Origin of the sequence: Xanthomonas sp. WHRI 10207 (genome assembly GCF_040202975.1) — a bacterium.
GTDB lineage: Bacteria > Pseudomonadota > Gammaproteobacteria > Xanthomonadales > Xanthomonadaceae > Xanthomonas.
In genome coordinates, this window is sequence record NZ_JBEGDX010000008.1 from 245,638 (window position 1) to 263,252 (window position 17,615).

A 17,615-nucleotide genomic window follows, 5' to 3' on the forward strand; every position below is an offset into this window, starting at 1 on the left:
GCATGCAACGCGCCTTCGCTGCATTGAAGCCAACCGCCGGGTTGTCCTGGCGTGGCGGTAATTACTTGCAGCGGTCGGGGCGTTTCATCACGCAGGGGCAGCGCCGGCAATACGCCGGTCGTTGCACCGCCGCTTCGGTGGCGGCATCCATCGTTTTTACCTTCATGCGCACGGTGCGGCTGTCGCTCGCACCGCGCATCGCCTGAGCCAACGAGAGCAGCTATGGCAGAGTTCACCCTCCCCAAGAATTCAAAGATCGGCAAGGGTAAGCATTACCCTGCGCAGGGCGCCAAGAACACGCGCACCTTCAAGGTCTACCGCTGGGATCCGGATGGCGACGCCAACCCGCGCACCGACAGCTACGAGATCGATCTCGACAAGTGCGGCCCGATGGTGTTGGACGCACTGATCAAGATCAAGAACGAGATCGACCCGACCCTCACTTTCCGTCGTTCGTGCCGCGAGGGCATCTGCGGCTCGTGCGCGATGAATATCGACGGCACCAATACGCTGGCCTGCACCAAGGCGATCGATGCCTGCGGCAAGGCCGAAGTGCCGATCTACCCGCTGCCGCACATGGATGTGATCAAGGATCTGGTCCCTGACCTGACACATTTCTACGCGCAGTACGCGTCGATCAAGCCGTGGATCCGCACCCAGACGCCAGCGCCGCCGGATCGCGAACGCCTGCAATCGCCGGAAGACCGCAAGAAGCTCGACGGCTTGTACGAGTGCATCCTGTGCGCATGCTGCTCGACCAGCTGCCCGAGCTACTGGTGGAATGGCGAGCGGTACCTGGGCCCGGCGATCTTGCTGCAGGCGTACCGCTGGATCGTCGACTCGCGCGATGAAGACACCGGCGCACGTCTGGACGATCTGGAAGACCCGTTCAAGTTGTATCGTTGCCATACCATCATGAACTGCGCACGGACCTGCCCGAAGGGCCTGAATCCTGCGCTGGCGATCGCCGAGATCAAGAAGTTGATGATGGCGCGTCGCGCCTGATCGCAAGGCACAGAGGTCTCGCGTTTGCGGGATGTGGTTCTCAGCGGCACCGGCCTGATGGTCAGGTGCCGCTGTTGTTTTCGTCCCCGCCGCAGGGCAGGGAGGAGAGAGGGATGGACGAAGAAACCTTGTTGAAAAAGCTGCGGTGGCGTTGCCGGCGTGGCATGCGCGAGCTGGATCAGCTGTTCGGGCGCTATCTGGATCAACGCTGGGCGCAGGCTTCCGAGTCGGAACGCGCGGTTTTCCTACAGCTGCTGGATTGCGAAGACGATAAGTTGTGGCGCTGGTTCATGGGTTACGAGGCTTGCCCGGATGTCGCCAACGCCGCACTCATCGCCGATATTCGCGCCTTGCCGGCTTGAATGGCGGCCCTCGCGCGGGCTTGTTTGCGCACTGAGCCTGCTCGCCGTGCTGGCACTGTGCGCCGTCTGGCGTAGCGGTGTGCCGGCTTGGTTGGCTGTCATCTCGTCCATCGTTGTACCGGTATCGGTCGGAAGATCGCTGTGGCTGCTGTTGCGTTCGCCACTGCGGCAGTTGGTGGTGCCGTGGGGCGAGAGCCCCGCCAGCATTGACGGCACCCAGGTGCAGAACCTGCAGGTTGCCTGGCGCGGGCCGATTGCGGTGGTGTCATGGACCCGGCTGGATGCGCGCCGCGAGCGCCTGCATTTCTGGCCGGATACCTTGCCGGCGCCGCAACGACGTGAACTGCGTCTGGCCGCCCAGGCACACGCGATTTCGTCCGGGCGTCCGCAAGTGTCACCATAGCGTCCCTTTTCTGGTTGAACCGCATGTTCAAACCTATCCCGGTTGCCATCGGCTTGCGCTACCTGCGTGCCAAGCGGCGCAATGGCTTCATCTCGTTTATCTCGATGGCATCGATCCTGGGCATCGCCCTGGGCGTCACCGTGCTGATCACCACGTTGGCAGTGATGAGCGGTTTTCAGAAGGAAATCCGCGACCGCCTATTGCAGATGGCCGCGCATGCCACCGTCAGCGCCGAAGGTGCGCCGATGCGCGACTGGCAGCATGCGGTCGAGGTCGCCATGGCCGACCCGCGTGTTGCTGGCGCCGCACCGTATATCGAAACCGAATCGCTGCTGCAGGGCCCGCGCAAGCAGCCGGCCATCGTGCGTGGCATCGTTCCGGCCGAAGAGAACAAGGTGTCGGTGCTGGCCAAGAAGATGCAGCAGGGTTCGGTCGATAGCCTGACCCCGGGTTCCTACAACATCGTCATCGGCAAGGAGCTGGCGCTGTGGTTGGGCGTGGATGTGGGCGACAGCATCGTTGTCTTGCTCAGCGACACGCAGGCCACGCCGCTCGGCGCGATGCCGCGGCTCAAACGCTTCACCGTCAGCGGGATTTTCGAAGCCGGCTACAACGAGATCGATCGCGGCCTTGCCGTGGTCAACATGCAGGATCTGGGGCGGGTCTTGCGCATGGATGGCGTCACCGGCGTGCGGCTGCGATTGCACGACATGGATCAGGCCTGGAACGTCGCGCGCGATCTGGCGCTGAAGTTGCACGGCCCGTACCGGGTGAGTGACTGGACCCAGGAAAACGCCAATCTCTATCACTCGTTGAAGATGGAAAAGACCGTGATGGGCATCCTGCTGTCGCTGATCGTGGCGATGGGTGCGTTCAATCTGGTGTCGTCGCAAGTGATGCTGGTCACCGACAAGCAGGCCGACATCGCGATCCTGCGGACGCTGGGCTTGTCGCCTGGCGGAGTGATGCAGGTGTTCATGGTGCAGGGCTCGTTGATCGGCTTTATGGGCACGATCATGGGGGTGATCGGCGGCATCGTGCTGACGCTCAATCTGGAGCGCATTCTCGGCCTGATCGAGGCGATCTTCAGCGTCAAACTGCTGCCCGAAGATGTGTACTACATCACCGGCCTGCCCACCGACATGCAAACCCAGGATGTGGTGGTGATCACCTTGGTGGCCTTGGTGATGAGTTTCCTGGCGACCTTGTACCCGGCGTGGCGCGCCTCGCGTACCCAGCCGGCGGAGGCGTTGCGTTATGAATGAGATCCTGGAATCGCGCGTGCAGAAGTCAACTCCAGCAGATGTGGTGATCCGCGCCGAGGCACTGGCCAAGACCTACGCCGAAGGCAAGATGCGCACGCCGGTGTTTGATGGTCTGGACCTGTCGGTGGCGACCGGCGAGACGGTGGCGATCGTCGGCGCGTCCGGCGCGGGCAAGAGCACGTTGCTGCATCTGCTCGGCGGGCTGGATATTCCGACGTCGGGCGAGGTGTATGTCGCTGGCAGGCGCATGTCGGCGCTGTCCGATGGCGAGCGCGGCAGGCTGCGTAACCAGGCGCTGGGCTTCGTGTACCAGTTCCATCATCTGCTTCCGGAATTCACCGCGCTGGAAAACGTGATGATGCCGGTGCTGCTGTCCGGCAAGGAGGTGGCGGTGGCGCGCGGGCAGGCATTGCAGCTGCTGGAATCGGTCGGGCTCGGCCATCGCATCGAGCACAAGCCCAGCGAGCTGTCCGGCGGCGAGCGGCAGCGCTGTGCGGTGGCGCGTGCGCTGGTGAACAAGCCGGGATGCGTGCTGGGCGACGAGCCCACCGGCAACCTCGACGACAAGACTGCCGGCACCGTGTTCGAGCTGATGTTGGAACTCAACCGCGCGCAGCGCACCAGCCTGGTGTTGGTCACCCACGACCGCAGCTTGGCGCGTCGTCTGGATCGCGTGCTGGAGCTGCATCAAGGCAAGCTGCGCGAGCTGGCACCCTCGGCAGTGTGAGTGCTTGCGATGCGATCGGGTTGCCGGTCGTGTCGCGCAATAAAGTGGGCGTAGCTTTTGCGATATGTCGCTGCGTGCAGGATGCGCAACGCGTTCGTTTGGTGCGTCGCTCACTTGGTGCGACTTCCAGAGCGCAGCTCTAGAAGCGGCTAACAAAACCTAGCGAGCAGTTATCAGGAGGGTCTGGCAGGGTGCGCAGGTGCCGGAATGTAAGAGTGCACATGCTGCACCGAGCACCGGCCACGCCAGCCTGGCCGCTGCACATTCCTTTTGTTAGCTGCTCCAAACCCTTGAACTCCACCTCTATCCACATCGCTGCAGGCCATTGCGGCCTGCAGCGATGGGGTGGCATCGCTCAAGGAATGATGCGCAGTGCCCGCAATCGGGTGAATAGCTCGAAGAACGAGGCGCGGCTGTCGTAGAAGTCAACAAAGCCCAGTTCGCGGCTCTTGGTCATATCGTTGACGCACTCGATCTCGCGACCCAGGTCGGCATCGGTGTGCCACCACGAGGCCAGACGGTTGACGTCCGACTCGACCAGATTGTGCTGCGCGGCCAGTTCGGCCCACAGCGCCGGCGCGGTTTCGGTCAAGCGCGCTTCCAACGGCTGCGGCGTGTCGGGGCAGGGCGCGGCATCGAGGTCGAAAAATGCAGCGATCTCGCCCCACATCCAGCGCCAGCGGAACACATCGCCATTGACGGTATTGAATGCCTGGTTGCGCGCCGCCGGGCTGAGACCTGCCCAGGCCAGCTGACGGCCGAGCAGGCCGGCGTCGGTCAGATCGGTGAGGCTGTTCCACTGCGCCTGCGAGCCTGGGAAAACGAACGGCTGGCCAGTGTGCTTGCACAGCGATGCGTAGACCGCCAACGTCACGCCCATGTTCATCGCATTGCTGCCATTGGCCATGCCGATCATGGTGTGCGAGCGATGCACGCTCCATCCGAAACCGTGACGCTCGGCATGCGCAAACAGCAGGTCTTCGAGCGTGTAGTAGAAGTTTTCGCCCGGCTGGCGCGGCTCGCTTTCGCGGAACGGCGTTTCGGCCTTGCCGCTGCCGTAGTTTTCGAACGCGCCCAGATAGTGCTTGGTGCCGGTGACCAGCGCCATGTGCTGCAGCGGCGCGTCGCTCAACGCATCGCACAGGTGCTGCATCATCGCGCCATTGGCCTCGACGTTCTCGCGTTCGGTGTCGCGACGTGTCCAGGTACAGAAAAAGACGTGGGTGATCGGCAGACCGCGCAGCGCGTTGTTGGTGCTGTCGGCGTCCAGTAGATCGGCGGCGACAGGAATGACGCCGTCGTGCGGCAGCGGGCGCCGCGCCAGGCCGTAAACGGTCCAACCGTCGGCTACCAGCACGTTGGCGAGGTTATAGCCGGAGATGCCGGTCACGCCGACAATCAATGCAATGCCTTTACGCATGTGGGGGAACTCCTCAAAGACAGTGTCGAACATAGCGCTTCGGTCATGAAATCGAGGCGAATGCAGCACTAGGTGCCCGGCTGGACTCATCGGACGTTGGCTGCGTCAGCTGTATCTGATCGATCTACCTGGTTCGACGGGTTGGCCCCGACCAACGGCTGCCCAGGCCCCGGTACGTAGTCGATCGATCCGATACATGGACTGCAGCAGTGACAGGCATTGTCGATACGCGAACGTTACCGGTGGGCATTCGCGCCGAACAACGACATGCCGGCAATGCGCTACAGCAGATCCGGTGTCTTCCTACGGTCTTGCGCGCACATCACCGCTGCCGTCAGTCGATGGGTTGGCCTAGCGTTGTTTCCTGGATCAGGACGATCAGGAGCATGAGCGCCACTATGGATGTGGATGTGTCGGCACATGCGGCGCCGCTGCCGCGTCTTGCATCGGCAGTGCCGGTCGCAGTGGCGTTGCTGCTGGGTGTGGTCATTTGTGCATGGTCGCCAGCGCTACTGCCGCAGGCGCTGTATGTCGCCTGCCTGTTCGCGGGCGTGCTGGGCATCGCGCTCACCCTGTGGCTGCACCCGCAGCGATCTGTGTGGATGCTGGTGCTTGCAACTGCTGCGGTGGGCTTCGGGTTGACCGGCTGGCAAGCCGCCCAGGTAGTGCAGTCGCAACTGCTACCGCGTGACGAAGCGCGCGAGATTACCGTGCGTGGCCGCATTGCCGGGCTGCCGGTGGCCGAACAGCGGCGTACGCGCTTCCAGTTGCGTGTCGAACACCATCGAACGCAGCCGGCGGCCCTGCGCGGCAAACTCTTGCAACTGGCGTGGTACGACCCCTTCGGCGCCGATCAGATCGGGCCGCGTGCTACCTTGCGTGCCGGGGCGGACTGGCAACTGCAGCTCAAGCTTCGCGCACCGCGCGGTCTGCGTAATCCGGGTGGGTTCGATGCGGAGCGTCAGGCGTTGGCGCAGCGCCTTGCAGCCACCGGTTACGTGAGCGACCTCGGCGCTGCGCGCGAGGTTGCCGCCCCGCGTGGCGTGGATGCCTGGCGCGACCGGATGTCGCTGCGAATTGCCGAACAGGTTTCCGGGCCTTCCGCGCCTTACCTGCGTGCACTTGCGTTGGGCGACACGCGCGGTCTGGACGACGCGGCATGGGCGACTCTGCGCGCGACCGGGCTCAGCCATCTGATCGCCATCTCGGGATTTCATGTCGGCCTGGTTGCCACGTTCTTTGCATTGGCGGTGGCCGGCGTGTGGCGATGGCGGCCGGGTTTGAGCCTGCTGATGCCGCGCGTCCACGCCGCAGCCATCGCCGCGCTGCTCGGCGCGGCTGCGTACGCAGTGTTGGCAGGGCTGGCGCTGCCCACGGTCCGCACCGTGCTGATGATCGCCGTCGTCGCACTGGCGCGGGTCGCGCGGCGACGCGCCACAACCGCGCAGATTCTCGCGCTGGCCTTGCTTGCAGTGCTGGTATGGGACCCGCTGAGCGTGCTGGTAGCTGGCTTCTGGCTCAGTTTTGCCGGTGTCGCCTGGCTGGTGTGGTGCCTGCCCGCAGATGACCGGAGCATTCTGCGCGGCTTCCTGTCCGCGCAGACCGTCGCCACCGTCGGCTTGCTGCCGCTGACGGTCAGTTTGTTTGGACAAGCATCGCTGGTGGGGCCGTTGGCCAATCTTGTCGCCATTCCCTGGTGGACCTTTGTGGTGGTGCCGCTGTGCCTGCTGGGAACGGCGCTTGAGGCACTGCATGCCGGTGCGGGCGTTTGGGCGTGGCACTTGGCGGGCTGGTGCTTCGAACTCACCTGGCCGGGGTTTGTCTGGCTTGGGCAGACCACGCTGGCGTTGTGGTGGGTGCCCGAATCCGATGCCATTGCGCTGATCGCAGCGCTATTGGGGGCGTTCTGGCTATTGCTGCCGCGAGGCACGCCGGGCAAGGCCATGGCGGTGCTGCTGTGGCTACCGCTGCTATGGCCGGATCGCGCCTTGCCCGGTGCTGGCGAAGCCGATCTGCAGGTGCTGGATGTGGGGCAGGGTCTTGCAGTGTTGGTGCGCACGCAACGGCACGCGCTACTGTTCGATACCGGCCCCGCAGTGCGCGATGGTTTCGACGCCGGTGAGCGCGTGGTGCTGCCCGCCCTGCGTGCGCTCGGGGTACGCCAACTGGATGCACTCGTGCTCAGTCATGCCGATGCCGATCATGCCGGTGGCTATGCAGCAGTGCGTGCAGGGCTACCGGTCGCGATGACGGCTGCGCCCCCGGGGGCACCGCTGGACGTCAGTGCGCGCTGCCAAGCCGGCCAGCAGTGGGAGTGGGATGGCGTGCGCTTTCGCTTTCTGCATCCAGGTGCGGATTTTCCGTATCTGCGCAATCAGTCCAGCTGCGTGCTGCGGGTCGAGACGCGGCATGCCAGTGCGCTGTTGCCGGGCGATATCGACGAACTCATCGAGCATCGGTTGATGCGCGAGCAGGTTGTGGGGCTGCGTGCCGACGTGGTCGTGGTGCCGCACCATGGCAGCGCAGATGGCTCGCATGCCGGCTTCATTGCCGCCACGGGCGCGCGGCTGGCGCTGGTGTCCTCCGGGCATGGCAACCGTTTTGGCCATCCCCGCACACAAGTAGTTCAGCGCTGGCAGGGCAGTGGCGCGGAATTGCTCGACACTGCCCAGTCCGGTGCGATCAGGGTATGGCTGGGCGCGGACGGCCTGCAGGTGCGCGAGCGACGGCGTTGGCAACCACGTCTGTGGGATGCTGCGGAACGGCGGCGGTCGACTGCTATCCTATCGGCCAGCGAACAGGCGGCCGCGTTGCCGGAGGAATCGAATCGTGTTGGAGCTGGTCAAGGCGGGCGGTTGGCCGATGGTGCCGTTGCTGTTGCTGGGCGTGATCGCCCTGGCGATCGTGCTGGAGCGTCTGTGGACGTTGCGCCGCAACGAGGTGACGCCGCCCGGGCTGGGCGAAGAGGTCCGTAACTGGGCTGCGCGCGGCCAGCTGGATCCCACCCATATCGAGTCGCTACGGCGCAATTCACCACTGGGTGCGCTACTGGCTGCTGCACTGGATGTCCGTGGCCGTCCGCGCGATCTGGTCCGTGAACGCATCGAAGACACCGGTCGCCACGTGGTGCATCGCATGGAGCGCTATCTGAACGCGCTGGGCACCATCGCGTCGGCCGGCCCGTTACTGGGTTTGCTCGGCACGGTGGTCGGCATGATCCAGATGTTTCTGGGCATCCTCGATCACGGCGTGGGCGATGTGAACCAGCTGGCCGGTGGTATCGGCAAAGCGCTGGTGTGCACCGCCACCGGCATGATCATCTCGGTACCTGCGCTGATGGCGCATCGCTTCTTCAAGGGGCGCATTGCCGGCTACATCATCGAGATGGAGCAGGAAGCCACGCTGTTGCTGGACACCATGGATGGCCGGGGGGGTCCGGCATCCGCAGCGCCGGTAGCGGCGGGCAGCAAGCCTGTCATGGCAAAGGGCTGACGGATGCGCATCGGCAGCGACCGAAGCCAGGACGAGCCGCAGATCGACCTGGTGCCATTGATTGACGTCATTCTCGTCCTCATCATCTTCTTCGTGGTGACAACGACCTTCGACGCACGCTCGACGCTGCAGCTGCAGTTGCCGACCGCCAGTGACCAGAACACCAGCGCGCCGCCGCGTTCGCTCAGCGTGCTGGTCAATGCCGACGGGCATTACTTCATCAACGACCAGGAAGTGTTGCGCTCGGATGTGGACTCGCTGAAGCAGACCATCGCTCAGATCGCCGGCGACGACCGCGAGCAGACGGTGCTGATGCGCGCCGATGCGCGTACCCCGTATCAGGCCGTGGTCACTGCGCAGGATGCGTTGGGACAACTCGGCTTCCGGCGTATCGCCATTGCGACTGCACCTCAGACCGGCACTGCCGGCAAAACACGCAATAACGGAACCCGCCAGTGACCACCTCCAACGACCGCCCGGCGCCAGTTTCGTCCTGGCGCACGTACCGTCGCCTGTTGGCCTTCGCCAAGCCGTACCGGCTGTTGCTGATCGCTGCGCTGATTGCTGCGCTGGTCGAAGCCGCTGGCACCACCGGCTTTCTGGCGTTGATGAAGCCGATCACCGACGAAACGTTCATCTACAAGAACGCCGACGTCAGCCGCTGGCTGCCGGTGCAGATCATCCTGCTGTTTGTGGTGCGTGGCATTGCCGGCTACATCACCGACATGGCGATGGGCAAATCCGCACGCAGCATTGCGCGCGATCTGCGCATCAAGGTAATGGCCAAGTATCTGCGCCTGCCAGGCTCGCGTTTCGATTCCGAACCGGTCCCGTCGATGCTGATCCGCCTGGGCTCGGACTCGGATCAGGTTGCACAGGCTGCGGTGGATGCGGTCAAGGTGATGATCCAGCAGTCGCTGCAGGTGATCGGCGCGTTGGCGCTAATGCTGTGGCATAGCTGGCAGGTCACGCTGACCATCCTGGTGCTCGCACCGGTACTGGCGTGGGTGATGGACAAGGTGGCGCGCCGGTATCGACGCATCAGCCACAGCATCCAGGAAAGTGGCGCGCATCTGTTGCAGGCCGCCGACCAGACCTTGTCCAGCCACCAGGAGGTCAAGATTTACGGCGCCCAGCAAACCGAGATGGAGCGGTATGGCGCGCTGGCCGATCGCAATTTGCGTCTGGCGATGAAGGTCGAATCCACCCGCGGCATTTCCACTGCCACCGTACAGATGATCGGCGCGATCGGGTTGTCGGCGCTGTTGTTCGTGGCCGGTGCCCAGGCCTTGGCCGGGCGTCTGACCGCTGGCGACTTCGTGGTGCTGATGACCTCGATGCTGACGATCATCCCGGGCCTCAAGCAGCTCACCAATGTGCAGAACATGGTGCAGCGTGGCCTGGCCTCGGCCGAGCGGCTGTTCTCGGTGCTCGACAGCCCGGACGAGCCCGATCAGGGCGCGGTGCCGCTGACGCGTGCGAAGGGCTTGATCGAGTTTCGCGATGTGACCGCGCGCTATCCGGGGCAGGTGAATCCGGCACTGGCCGAGGTCAGCTTCGTCGCGCAGCCCGGCACGGTGACGGCGATCGTCGGCCGCTCCGGGAGCGGCAAGTCCAGCCTGATCAAACTGATCCCGCGTTTTTACGAGGCCGAGGCCGGGCAGATCCTGCTCGACGGTCACCCGGTGCAGGCGTATTCGTTGGCCGATCTGCGTCGCCAGATCGCGCTGGTCGGCCAGCAGGTCATGCTGTTCGACGGCAGCATCGCCGACAACGTGGCCTATGGCGAAATGCGCACGGCAGATGCCGGCCAACTGGAGCGCGCGATCCTTGGCGCCAATGCGATGGAGTTCGTGGCGCAACTGCCCGAGGGCTTGCAGTCGCACGTCGGCACCAAGGGCGGGCGGCTGTCCGGAGGGCAGCGCCAGCGGCTGGCGATCGCACGCGCGATGCTCAAGGATGCGCCGATCCTGATCCTGGACGAAGCCACTGCGGCACTGGACAACGAGTCCGAGCGACTGGTGCAGGATGCCTTGCACAAACTGATGCCGGACCGTACCACGCTGGTGATCGCGCACCGGCTGTCCACCATCGAGCATGCCGATCAGGTGCTGGTGATGGACCAGGGCCGCATCGTCGAGCGCGGCACACACAACGAATTGCTGGCGCAGGGCGGGCTGTATTCGCATCTGCACGGCATGCAGTTTCGCGAACGTCAGGCATGAGCAAGCGCGGCACCCGCACGCCGGGGTATTGGTACGACAATGCGCCGATACCGCTACCGGCGCGTCTATTGGCACCCATCTACGGCGCCGCCATCGCGCTGCGGCGCGGCCTGTACCGCCGCGGTTGGCGCAAGCGGCATGGCGTGCCGGTGCCGGTGATCGTGGTCGGCAACGTCACTGCCGGTGGCACCGGCAAGACTCCGCTGACCATTGCCTTGGTTTCCAAGCTGCAAGAGGCCGGCTGGACCCCCGGCGTGGCCAGCCGCGGCTATGGCCGCGATGATTCCGGCACTGCCCGGTGGGTTGATGCGGACACGGCAGTCGCACTTGGCGGCGACGAGCCTGTGTTGATCGCCTGGAAAACCGGCGCACGCGTGCGCGTGGATAGCGACCGTGTCGCCGCTGCGCGCGCACTGGTCGAGGCGGGGTGCGACATCATCGTCTGCGATGACGGGTTACAACATTACCGGCTGGCACGTGACGTGGAAATCGAAGTAGTCGACGGACAGCGCCGCTATGGCAATGGCCGCCTGCTACCAGCCGGACCGCTACGCGAACCGGCCGCGCGCGCGCACGATTGCGACTTCCGCGTGGTCAATCTGGGCCAGGCCAGCGCCACCACAGCGCCACAGACAATGGACGACGCCGGTTTCGGCGAATGGCAGATGCGCCTGAGCATCGACAGCGTGCAGCCGATGGACGGCAAACGGGCGCAACCGCTGAGCATGCTCGCTGGCCAGCGCGTGCACGCCGTGGCCGGTATCGCGCACCCCGAGCGCTTTTTTGCCATGTTGCGCGCCCGCGGTATTGGCGTCGTCCCACATGCCTTTCCCGATCATCATGTGTATCGCGCCGCAGATTTCAGTTTCGGTAGCCGCCTGCCAGTGTTGATGACCGAAAAGGATGCGGTGAAGTGCCGGCCGTTCGCCGACGAGTGGCTGTATAGCGTGCCGCTCAAGGCGGAGTTGCCGGCTGCGTTCTGGGTGAGTCTGCTGGATCGGTTGGACAAGTTGGCCAGCCGGCAGGGCGTTTGATCTTGGCAGTGTGTCGTGCGGCGCGCGCTGCGGATGCAGGAGCGGTTGCGCGTCGCCCTTGGAGTTCGCCCGATCGCCAATGCCGCTTCAGACCGGGCAGCGATTGGCTGTTGAGACACTGCGTAGGCAGCGACGCGCCTGGAGCGGCTGACAACACATGGCGAGCAATCGTCAGGTGGGGCGGGCCGTACGCTCAGAACCGCACTGTACGCGTGGGACAAGCCGCACCGGGCACCGGCACGCGCTGGCCTGGCGCTGAGCGCAGGCGTGGTGTTCGCCGCTCCTGTTCCAGCACGAGGGCTGCATCCTTGCGCGGCCGCACCAGCGACAGTGGCTATACGACTGCTGTCGCCATGCTGTACTGCTGCAACCGTAGCTAGCCGTCGCAGCGCTGCAGTTTTCGCCGGCGCTGCTGATGCAAGAGTGCGATACATGCTAGACCGTCCCGCCGTTCCAACAATCCTTGCTGCCGAGAGCGCGACCACATGACCAACACCCTGTCTGCCCATTTCGTCGTCGCCATTCCGGCGCGCTACGCGTCCACGCGCCTGCCCGGCAAGCCGCTGCAGTTGATCGGCGATCGTCCAATGATTCAGCACGTGGCCGAGCGGGCGCTATTGGCAGGCGCACGCGAGGTATGGGTCGCGACCGATGACGTACGAATTTCAGACGCGATCGAGGGCGTGCCCGGTGTGCACGTGGCGATGACCGGAAGCGACCATGTCTCCGGCACCGATCGCCTGGCCGAATGCGCGCGCATCGCCGGCTGGGACACCGACACCTGCGTGGTGAATCTGCAAGGCGACGAACCGTTTGCGCCGGCTGCCGGCATTCGCGCGGTCGCCGAGCTGCTGCTGCGTTCCGGCGCGGAGATGGCCACGCTGGCCGCGCAGGTGGAGAGCGCGCACGATCTGTTCGATCCGAATGTGGTCAAGCTGGTGCGCAGCGCGGGCGGGGATGCACTGTATTTCAGCCGTGCGCCGATTCCCTGGCACCGCGACAGCTTCGCCAGGCAGCGCGACCGCTTGCCCGAGGAGGGGCAATGGCTGCGTCATATCGGCATCTACGCCTATCGCGCCGGGTTTCTGCAGCAGTTCGCGGCGATGCCGCCCGGCCTGCTGGAACGCATCGAATCGCTGGAACAGCTGCGCGCGATGGAAGCCGGTCACCGCATCGCCGTTGCGCTGACGCCCGAGCAATTTCCGCCGGGCATCGATACGCCGGACGATCTGGCACGTGCGCAAGCGCGGGTGGCATCGGCATGAAGGTCTTGATCGTGTGCCTAGGCAATATCTGTCGTTCGCCGATGGGCGAGGGCGCCTTGCGCGCGCGGCTGGACGAGGCACGCGTGTCGCGCCGCATCGAGGTCGACTCGGCCGGCACCGGCGATTGGCATGCCGGCGATCCGCCCGACCCGCGCGCTATCCGTTGCGCGCGCGGGCACGGCGTGGACATCTCTGGTCTGCGCGCACGTCAGGTGCGCGACGAGGATTTCGACCACTTCGATTGGCTGCTGTGCGCAGACGGCAACAATCTGCGCGATTTGCAGCGTCTGGCGCCATCAGCACAACGCGACAAGGTCGCACTGTGGTTGCCGTGGGCCGGCGTGGACGCGCGCGACGAGATCCCGGACCCGTACACCGGCGGCAGTAAGGATTTCGAGGAGGTCTGGCAACTGGTCGATACCGCGGCGCGACAGACGGTCGCCAGACTCACCCGCGGCTAATCGCGCTTGGGCATAATTACCGCATGACTGCCCAGCTCACCCAGGAACTGCCGGAATTTCCCACCTGGCTCAATGCCAGGCCATCCACCTTGCAGGAGCATCGCGGCCGCGCGCTCGTGCTGGCGTTCGTCAACGCCAGCTCGGTGTGGTGCGCCGAGCGTCTTGCCGAGCTTGCGCAATGGCAGGCGCGTAGCCCCGGGCGGCTGCAGGTGATCGTGGTGCAGGTGCCGCGCTTCGATAGCGAACGCCTGCCACAACGCTCGCTCAAGCAACTGCGCGGGCACGGCGTCAGTGCGCCGATCCTGCTCGACAAGGACTGGGAAACCTGGCGCCGCTTCGGTATCGAATCCTGGCCCACGCTGGTATTGCTGGATGCCTATGGTCGCGAACGCCAGCGCCTGGTGGGTGTCACCACTGAGCTGGACAAGGCGTTGGCCGCATTATGCGAAGGCCAGCAACCGCCCTCCGACGCCGACCTGCAAGGCATTGCAGAACGCGACCCCGAACAGCGGCTGGCGCTGCGCTTTCCGACCGGCCTGGCTGCCACCGAAGACCGTCTGTATATCGCCGATACCGGGCACCACCGCGTGCTGGAATGCACGCATGGCGGCCGGGTGCTGCGGCAATTCGGTCACGGCAATGCCGATCTCATCGATGGCGGTACCGGCGAAGCGGCCTTTCGTCGGCCGCAGGGTCTGACGCTGGAGCGCGATCAGCTGTACGTCGCCGACACCGGCAATCACGCATTGCGTCGGATCAACCTGCGCAGCGGGCAGGTGGACACCTTGTGCGGCACCGGTCGCTCAGGCGAGCCGGTGGAAGGGCCGTTGGCCTTTGCCGGTGCGTCTGCACTGAACTATCCGCAAGGTCTGGCCATTGCCGACAACCAGGTGTTGATCGCCATGGCCGGCGACAACCGCATCTGGAGTTACGACCTGGGACGCGCTGCACTGAGCGCGCGTGCCGGCACCGGCTCCCTTGAAATTCGCGACGGCAGCGGTCATCTGGCGGCCTTCGCGCAACCGGCAGGGTTGGCGGCGGTGCAACAGGTTGCCTACGTGTGCGATGGGTTGGGCTCCTCGATCCGCACCATGCAGCTGCGCGGAGATCTGGTGCAGACCTTGGTGGGCGGGCAGGGCATCTGGCAGTTCGGCGATGAAGACGGCCCCCGCGGCACCGCGCGCCTGCAATTTCCGCAAGCCATCGCACTGGGCGCCGATTCGCCGATGCTGTGGATTGCCGACACCGGTAATGGACGGCTGCGCTGCCTGCGTCTGGGCGGCGGCGAACTCACAACGGTCGAACTACCGCGACGTCTGCACGGCCCGGCCGGGCTGGCTGTCGCCGCCGGCGCAGTCTGGATTGCCGAAACCGATGCCCATGCCGTTTTGCGTTACGACCTTGCAAGCGGCGCACTGAGTGATGTTGCGATAGAAGAATGAGCGCAAGGCCCCAAGCCGACTTCGATGGAAAAGCGTTTGCTGCGCAACTGAGCACCGCGCCCGGCGTTTACCGCATGTATGCGAGCGACGACACCTTGCTGTACGTCGGCAAGGCCGGTGCGTTGCGTAAGCGTGTGGGCAGCTATTTCAACGGCACGCCAAAGAATGCGCGGCTGACCTCGATGCTGTCGCAGGTCGCGCGGATGGACGTCACCGTGACCCGCAGCGAGGCCGAAGCGCTGCTGCTGGAAAACCAGCTGATCAAATCCTTGTCGCCGCGCTACAACGTGTCGTTGCGCGACGACAAGAGTTATCCATACGTCCTGCTGACGCGCGAAGACTGGCCGCGTATCGCGCTGCACCGCGGCCCGCGTGCGGTGCAGGGGCGCTATTTCGGCCCCTACACCGGCGTGACCGGCGTGCGCGAAACGCTGAGCCTGATGCACAAGCTGTTCAAGCTGCGCAGTTGCGAAGACAGCGTGTTTCGCAACCGCTCGCGGCCGTGCCTGCAGTACCAGATCGGCCGTTGCAGCGGCCCGTGCGTGGATCTGGTGGCCGCGCCCGATTACGCCGAATCGGTACGCCGCGCCACCATGTTTCTGGAAGGCAAGAGCGATCAGCTCGGCGAAGAGATCATGCAATCGATGCAGCAAGCCAGCGAAGCGCTCGAATTCGAGCGTGCCGCGCGTCTGCGCGACCTGCTGTCGTCGCTGCGCGGTATGCAGAACCGCCAGTACGTCGACGGCCGCGCCGCCGATCTCGATGTGTTGGCCTGCGCCACCCAGTCCAGTCAGGCCTGCGTGTTGCTGCTGAGCTTCCGCGACGGCCGCAATCTGGGCACGCGTTCGTTTTTTCCCAAGACCAATGGCGAAGACAGCGCCGACGAAATCCTGGCGGCGTTCGTGTCGCAGTACTACGCCGAACATTCGCCGCCGCGCGAGATATTGCTGGATCGCGAAATTCCCGAGGCCGAACTGATCGAGGCCGCGCTCAGCACTGCCGCCGAGCACAAGGTGGCGCTGCGATGGAACGTGCGCGGCGAGCGTGCCGGCTACCTGCTGCTGGCGACCCGCAACGCGCAGCTGACCCTGGTGACCGAACTCACCAGCCAGAGTGCGCAGCACGCACGCAGCGAGGCCCTGCGCGAGATGCTGGGGCTGCCGGAGCAGGTCAAGCGCGTCGAGTGCTTCGATATCAGTCACACCATGGGCGAAGCCACGGTGGCTTCGTGCGTGGTGTTCGACGCCAGCGGCCCGGTGCGTGGACAGTATCGCCGCTTCAATATTTCCGGCATCACGCCGGGCGACGATTACGCGGCGATGCGTCAGGCGATCGAACGGCGGTTTCGGCGTGCAGTGGAAGAAAATGGCGTGCTCCCCGATGTGCTGCTGATCGACGGCGGTGCCGGCCAGCTGGCGCAGGCGCAGGCCGCGTTGGCCGACCTTGGCGTGGAAAACGTCGTGCTGGTCGGCGTGGCCAAGGGCGAGGAACGCAGGGCAGGGCACGAGGCACTGATCATGGCCGACGGCCGCGAACTGCGACCGGGCGCCGCATCGCCGGCACTGCAATTCATCCAGCAGGTCCGTGACGAAGCGCACCGCTTTGCGATCACCGGACATCGCGGGCGTCGCCAGAAAGCGCGCATGACCAGCAAGCTCGAGGATATCCCCGGCATCGGCCCACGCCGCCGCGCTAGCCTGCTCAAGCATTTCGGTGGCCTGGTCGGTCTCAAGGCGGCCGGCGAAGCTGAGATTGCGCGGGTGGACGGGGTCAATGCCGCACTTGCTGCGCGAATCTACGCTAACCTGCACGGGCTGGCGCTTCCCGATGCGGCAGGCGAGTCGAGTCCGTAATGAAGTTGACCATCCCCACGTGGCTGACACTGCTGAGGATCCTGATGATCCCGGTGTTGGTCGTGGTGTTCTACCTGCCATACACCTGGACGAACTTCGCTTCCGCCGGTGTGTTCGCGCTCGCCGCCATCACCGACTGGCTGGATGGCTGGGTCGCGCGGCGCTATCACCAGTATTCCGCGTTCGGCGCGTTCCTCGATCCGGTCGCCGACAAGTTGATGGTCGCAGTGGCATTGTTCCTCATCGTGCAGGGACATCCGACGCCGTGGATGGCGTTCTGGGCAGCTGTCATCGTGGGCCGCGAGATCGCAGTCTCCGCATTGCGTGAGTGGATGGCCGAGATCGGCCAGCGCGCCAAGGTGCGTGTGGCGATGATCGGCAAGGTCAAGACCACGGCCCAGATGGTGGCGCTGCTTTGCTTGCTGTATTCGGTCACCCCCGGCCAGATGCCCACGCATGAAATCTGGCTAGGCAATCTGATCTTCCGCGCCGGCTACTGGACATTGGCGATCGCTGCACTGCTGACGTTGTGGTCGGGTTTTCAGTATCTGCAGGCGGCATGGCCAAGTCTGCGTGCGGACGAAAAAGCGGCAATCAGCAACAAGCCGAAAAAAATCGAAAGCAACAGTTGACAGCTATCCTGTTCGCTGTAGAATTTCGC

17 protein-coding genes and 2 other RNA genes are annotated in these 17,615 nt (G+C 64.8%); 16 read left to right on the forward strand and 3 right to left on the reverse strand.

The annotated features are described in order from the left end of the window. Nucleotides 1-2 precede the first annotated feature (2 nt). The 6 genes from ABQU90_RS21395 (at nucleotide 3) to lolD (ending at nucleotide 3,762) form a co-directional block, all read left to right on the forward strand. Nucleotides 3-206, forward strand: coding sequence for a hypothetical protein (locus ABQU90_RS21395; protein WP_311238228.1), 204 nt, complete (start codon nucleotides 3-5; stop codon nucleotides 204-206). A 16-nt stretch (nucleotides 207-222) separates the two neighbouring features. Then, the gene (locus tag ABQU90_RS21400; protein WP_055854167.1) at nucleotides 223-1,005 is read left to right on the forward strand and encodes a succinate dehydrogenase iron-sulfur subunit; all 783 of its coding nucleotides are present in this window, start codon (nucleotides 223-225) and stop codon (nucleotides 1,003-1,005) included. 113 nt (nucleotides 1,006-1,118) lie between these two features. Further along, the gene (locus ABQU90_RS21405) at nucleotides 1,119-1,367 is read left to right on the forward strand and encodes an FAD assembly factor SdhE (RefSeq protein ID WP_055854170.1); all 249 of its coding nucleotides are present in this window, start codon (nucleotides 1,119-1,121) and stop codon (nucleotides 1,365-1,367) included. Beyond that, nucleotides 1,318-1,770: a hypothetical protein gene (locus ABQU90_RS21410; protein WP_311238229.1), complete on the forward strand. Its 453-nt coding sequence runs from the start codon at nucleotides 1,318-1,320 to the stop codon at nucleotides 1,768-1,770. Before ABQU90_RS21405 ends, ABQU90_RS21410 begins: the two co-directional genes overlap by 50 nt. Nucleotides 1,771-1,793: 23 nt before the next feature. Beyond that, nucleotides 1,794-3,035: a lipoprotein-releasing ABC transporter permease subunit gene (locus ABQU90_RS21415; RefSeq protein WP_055854177.1), complete on the forward strand. Its 1,242-nt coding sequence runs from the start codon at nucleotides 1,794-1,796 to the stop codon at nucleotides 3,033-3,035. After that, on the forward strand, nucleotides 3,028-3,762 hold the full coding sequence (gene lolD, locus ABQU90_RS21420; protein ID WP_161961624.1) for a lipoprotein-releasing ABC transporter ATP-binding protein LolD: 735 nt from the start codon (nucleotides 3,028-3,030) through the stop codon (nucleotides 3,760-3,762). Before ABQU90_RS21415 ends, lolD begins: the two co-directional genes overlap by 8 nt. Before the next feature lie 147 nt (nucleotides 3,763-3,909). On the opposite strand, the gene ABQU90_RS21425 is transcribed toward lolD, so the two are convergent. Together ABQU90_RS21425 and ABQU90_RS21430 are read right to left on the reverse strand one after the other, a co-directional pair. After that, nucleotides 3,910-3,985: non-coding RNA, sX9 sRNA (locus ABQU90_RS21425), on the reverse strand. 132 nt (nucleotides 3,986-4,117) lie between these two features. Next, on the reverse strand, nucleotides 4,118-5,182 hold the full coding sequence (locus ABQU90_RS21430; protein WP_323522750.1) for an SDR family oxidoreductase: 1,065 nt from the start codon (nucleotides 5,180-5,182) through the stop codon (nucleotides 4,118-4,120). Between the two features lie 386 nt (nucleotides 5,183-5,568). Here ABQU90_RS21430 and ABQU90_RS21435 point away from each other — a divergent pair, with 386 nt between their 5' ends. Genes ABQU90_RS21435 through lpxK form a run of 5 tightly spaced genes read left to right on the forward strand, consistent with a single transcriptional unit; the run spans nucleotide 5,569 to nucleotide 11,933 of the window. Next, a complete protein-coding gene (locus ABQU90_RS21435) occupies nucleotides 5,569-8,157 on the forward strand; it encodes a DNA internalization-related competence protein ComEC/Rec2 (RefSeq protein WP_323522751.1) in 2,589 nt (862 codons plus the stop codon). Next, nucleotides 8,045-8,674, forward strand: a complete 630-nt coding sequence (locus tag ABQU90_RS21440) for a MotA/TolQ/ExbB proton channel family protein (RefSeq protein ID WP_323522770.1) — start codon at nucleotides 8,045-8,047, stop codon at nucleotides 8,672-8,674. The genes ABQU90_RS21435 and ABQU90_RS21440 overlap by 113 nt, the downstream gene beginning before the upstream one ends. A 3-nt stretch (nucleotides 8,675-8,677) precedes the next feature. Beyond that, nucleotides 8,678-9,133, forward strand: coding sequence for an ExbD/TolR family protein (locus tag ABQU90_RS21445; protein WP_055854186.1), 456 nt, complete (start codon nucleotides 8,678-8,680; stop codon nucleotides 9,131-9,133). Beyond that, the gene (gene msbA, locus ABQU90_RS21450) at nucleotides 9,130-10,899 is read left to right on the forward strand and encodes a lipid A export permease/ATP-binding protein MsbA (RefSeq protein ID WP_115527847.1); all 1,770 of its coding nucleotides are present in this window, start codon (nucleotides 9,130-9,132) and stop codon (nucleotides 10,897-10,899) included. The genes ABQU90_RS21445 and msbA overlap by 4 nt, the downstream gene beginning before the upstream one ends. Next, nucleotides 10,896-11,933 (forward strand): tetraacyldisaccharide 4'-kinase, encoded by a 1,038-nt coding sequence (gene lpxK, locus ABQU90_RS21455; RefSeq protein WP_055854190.1) that lies wholly within the window; start codon nucleotides 10,896-10,898, stop codon nucleotides 11,931-11,933. Before msbA ends, lpxK begins: the two co-directional genes overlap by 4 nt. 145 nt (nucleotides 11,934-12,078) lie before the next feature. Here lpxK and ABQU90_RS21460 read toward each other — a convergent pair. Beyond that, nucleotides 12,079-12,154, reverse strand: a non-coding RNA gene (locus ABQU90_RS21460) — sX9 sRNA. Nucleotides 12,155-12,418: 264 nt separating this feature from the next. Here ABQU90_RS21460 and kdsB point away from each other — a divergent pair. The 5 genes from kdsB to pgsA are packed head-to-tail and all read left to right on the forward strand — an operon-like array spanning nucleotide 12,419 to nucleotide 17,586. Beyond that, nucleotides 12,419-13,198, forward strand: coding sequence for a 3-deoxy-manno-octulosonate cytidylyltransferase (gene kdsB, locus ABQU90_RS21465; RefSeq protein ID WP_323522752.1), 780 nt, complete (start codon nucleotides 12,419-12,421; stop codon nucleotides 13,196-13,198). Continuing rightward, nucleotides 13,195-13,659, forward strand: coding sequence for a low molecular weight protein-tyrosine-phosphatase (locus ABQU90_RS21470; RefSeq protein ID WP_115513074.1), 465 nt, complete (start codon nucleotides 13,195-13,197; stop codon nucleotides 13,657-13,659). Before kdsB ends, ABQU90_RS21470 begins: the two co-directional genes overlap by 4 nt. Before the next feature lie 23 nt (nucleotides 13,660-13,682). Next, nucleotides 13,683-15,101, forward strand: a complete 1,419-nt coding sequence (locus ABQU90_RS21475) for a hypothetical protein (protein ID WP_323522753.1) — start codon at nucleotides 13,683-13,685, stop codon at nucleotides 15,099-15,101. Further along, the gene (uvrC, locus tag ABQU90_RS21480; protein ID WP_055854201.1) at nucleotides 15,098-16,954 is read left to right on the forward strand and encodes an excinuclease ABC subunit UvrC; all 1,857 of its coding nucleotides are present in this window, start codon (nucleotides 15,098-15,100) and stop codon (nucleotides 16,952-16,954) included. Before ABQU90_RS21475 ends, uvrC begins: the two co-directional genes overlap by 4 nt. Further along, nucleotides 16,954-17,586, forward strand: a complete 633-nt coding sequence (pgsA, locus tag ABQU90_RS21485) for a CDP-diacylglycerol--glycerol-3-phosphate 3-phosphatidyltransferase (protein ID WP_055854204.1) — start codon at nucleotides 16,954-16,956, stop codon at nucleotides 17,584-17,586. The genes uvrC and pgsA overlap by 1 nt, the downstream gene beginning before the upstream one ends. The last annotated feature ends 29 nt before the right edge of the window (nucleotides 17,587-17,615 follow it).

Coding starts and splice junctions, on each gene's coding strand:
- ABQU90_RS21395 (WP_311238228.1), top strand. CDS start 3: ATGCAACGCGCCTTCGCTGCATTGAAGCCAACCGCCGGGTTGTCCTGG.
- ABQU90_RS21400 (WP_055854167.1), top strand. CDS start 223: ATGGCAGAGTTCACCCTCCCCAAGAATTCAAAGATCGGCAAGGGTAAG.
- ABQU90_RS21405 (WP_055854170.1), top strand. CDS start 1,119: ATGGACGAAGAAACCTTGTTGAAAAAGCTGCGGTGGCGTTGCCGGCGT.
- ABQU90_RS21410 (WP_311238229.1), top strand. CDS start 1,318: ATGTCGCCAACGCCGCACTCATCGCCGATATTCGCGCCTTGCCGGCTT.
- ABQU90_RS21415 (WP_055854177.1), top strand. CDS start 1,794: ATGTTCAAACCTATCCCGGTTGCCATCGGCTTGCGCTACCTGCGTGCC.
- lolD (WP_161961624.1), top strand. CDS start 3,028: ATGAATGAGATCCTGGAATCGCGCGTGCAGAAGTCAACTCCAGCAGAT.
- ABQU90_RS21430 (WP_323522750.1), bottom strand. CDS start 5,182: ATGCGTAAAGGCATTGCATTGATTGTCGGCGTGACCGGCATCTCCGGC.
- ABQU90_RS21435 (WP_323522751.1), top strand. CDS start 5,569: ATGAGCGCCACTATGGATGTGGATGTGTCGGCACATGCGGCGCCGCTG.
- ABQU90_RS21440 (WP_323522770.1), top strand. CDS start 8,045: ATGGTGCCGTTGCTGTTGCTGGGCGTGATCGCCCTGGCGATCGTGCTG.
- ABQU90_RS21445 (WP_055854186.1), top strand. CDS start 8,678: ATGCGCATCGGCAGCGACCGAAGCCAGGACGAGCCGCAGATCGACCTG.
- lpxK (WP_055854190.1), top strand. CDS start 10,896: ATGAGCAAGCGCGGCACCCGCACGCCGGGGTATTGGTACGACAATGCG.
- kdsB (WP_323522752.1), top strand. CDS start 12,419: ATGACCAACACCCTGTCTGCCCATTTCGTCGTCGCCATTCCGGCGCGC.
- ABQU90_RS21470 (WP_115513074.1), top strand. CDS start 13,195: ATGAAGGTCTTGATCGTGTGCCTAGGCAATATCTGTCGTTCGCCGATG.
- ABQU90_RS21475 (WP_323522753.1), top strand. CDS start 13,683: ATGACTGCCCAGCTCACCCAGGAACTGCCGGAATTTCCCACCTGGCTC.
- uvrC (WP_055854201.1), top strand. CDS start 15,098: ATGAGCGCAAGGCCCCAAGCCGACTTCGATGGAAAAGCGTTTGCTGCG.
- pgsA (WP_055854204.1), top strand. CDS start 16,954: ATGAAGTTGACCATCCCCACGTGGCTGACACTGCTGAGGATCCTGATG.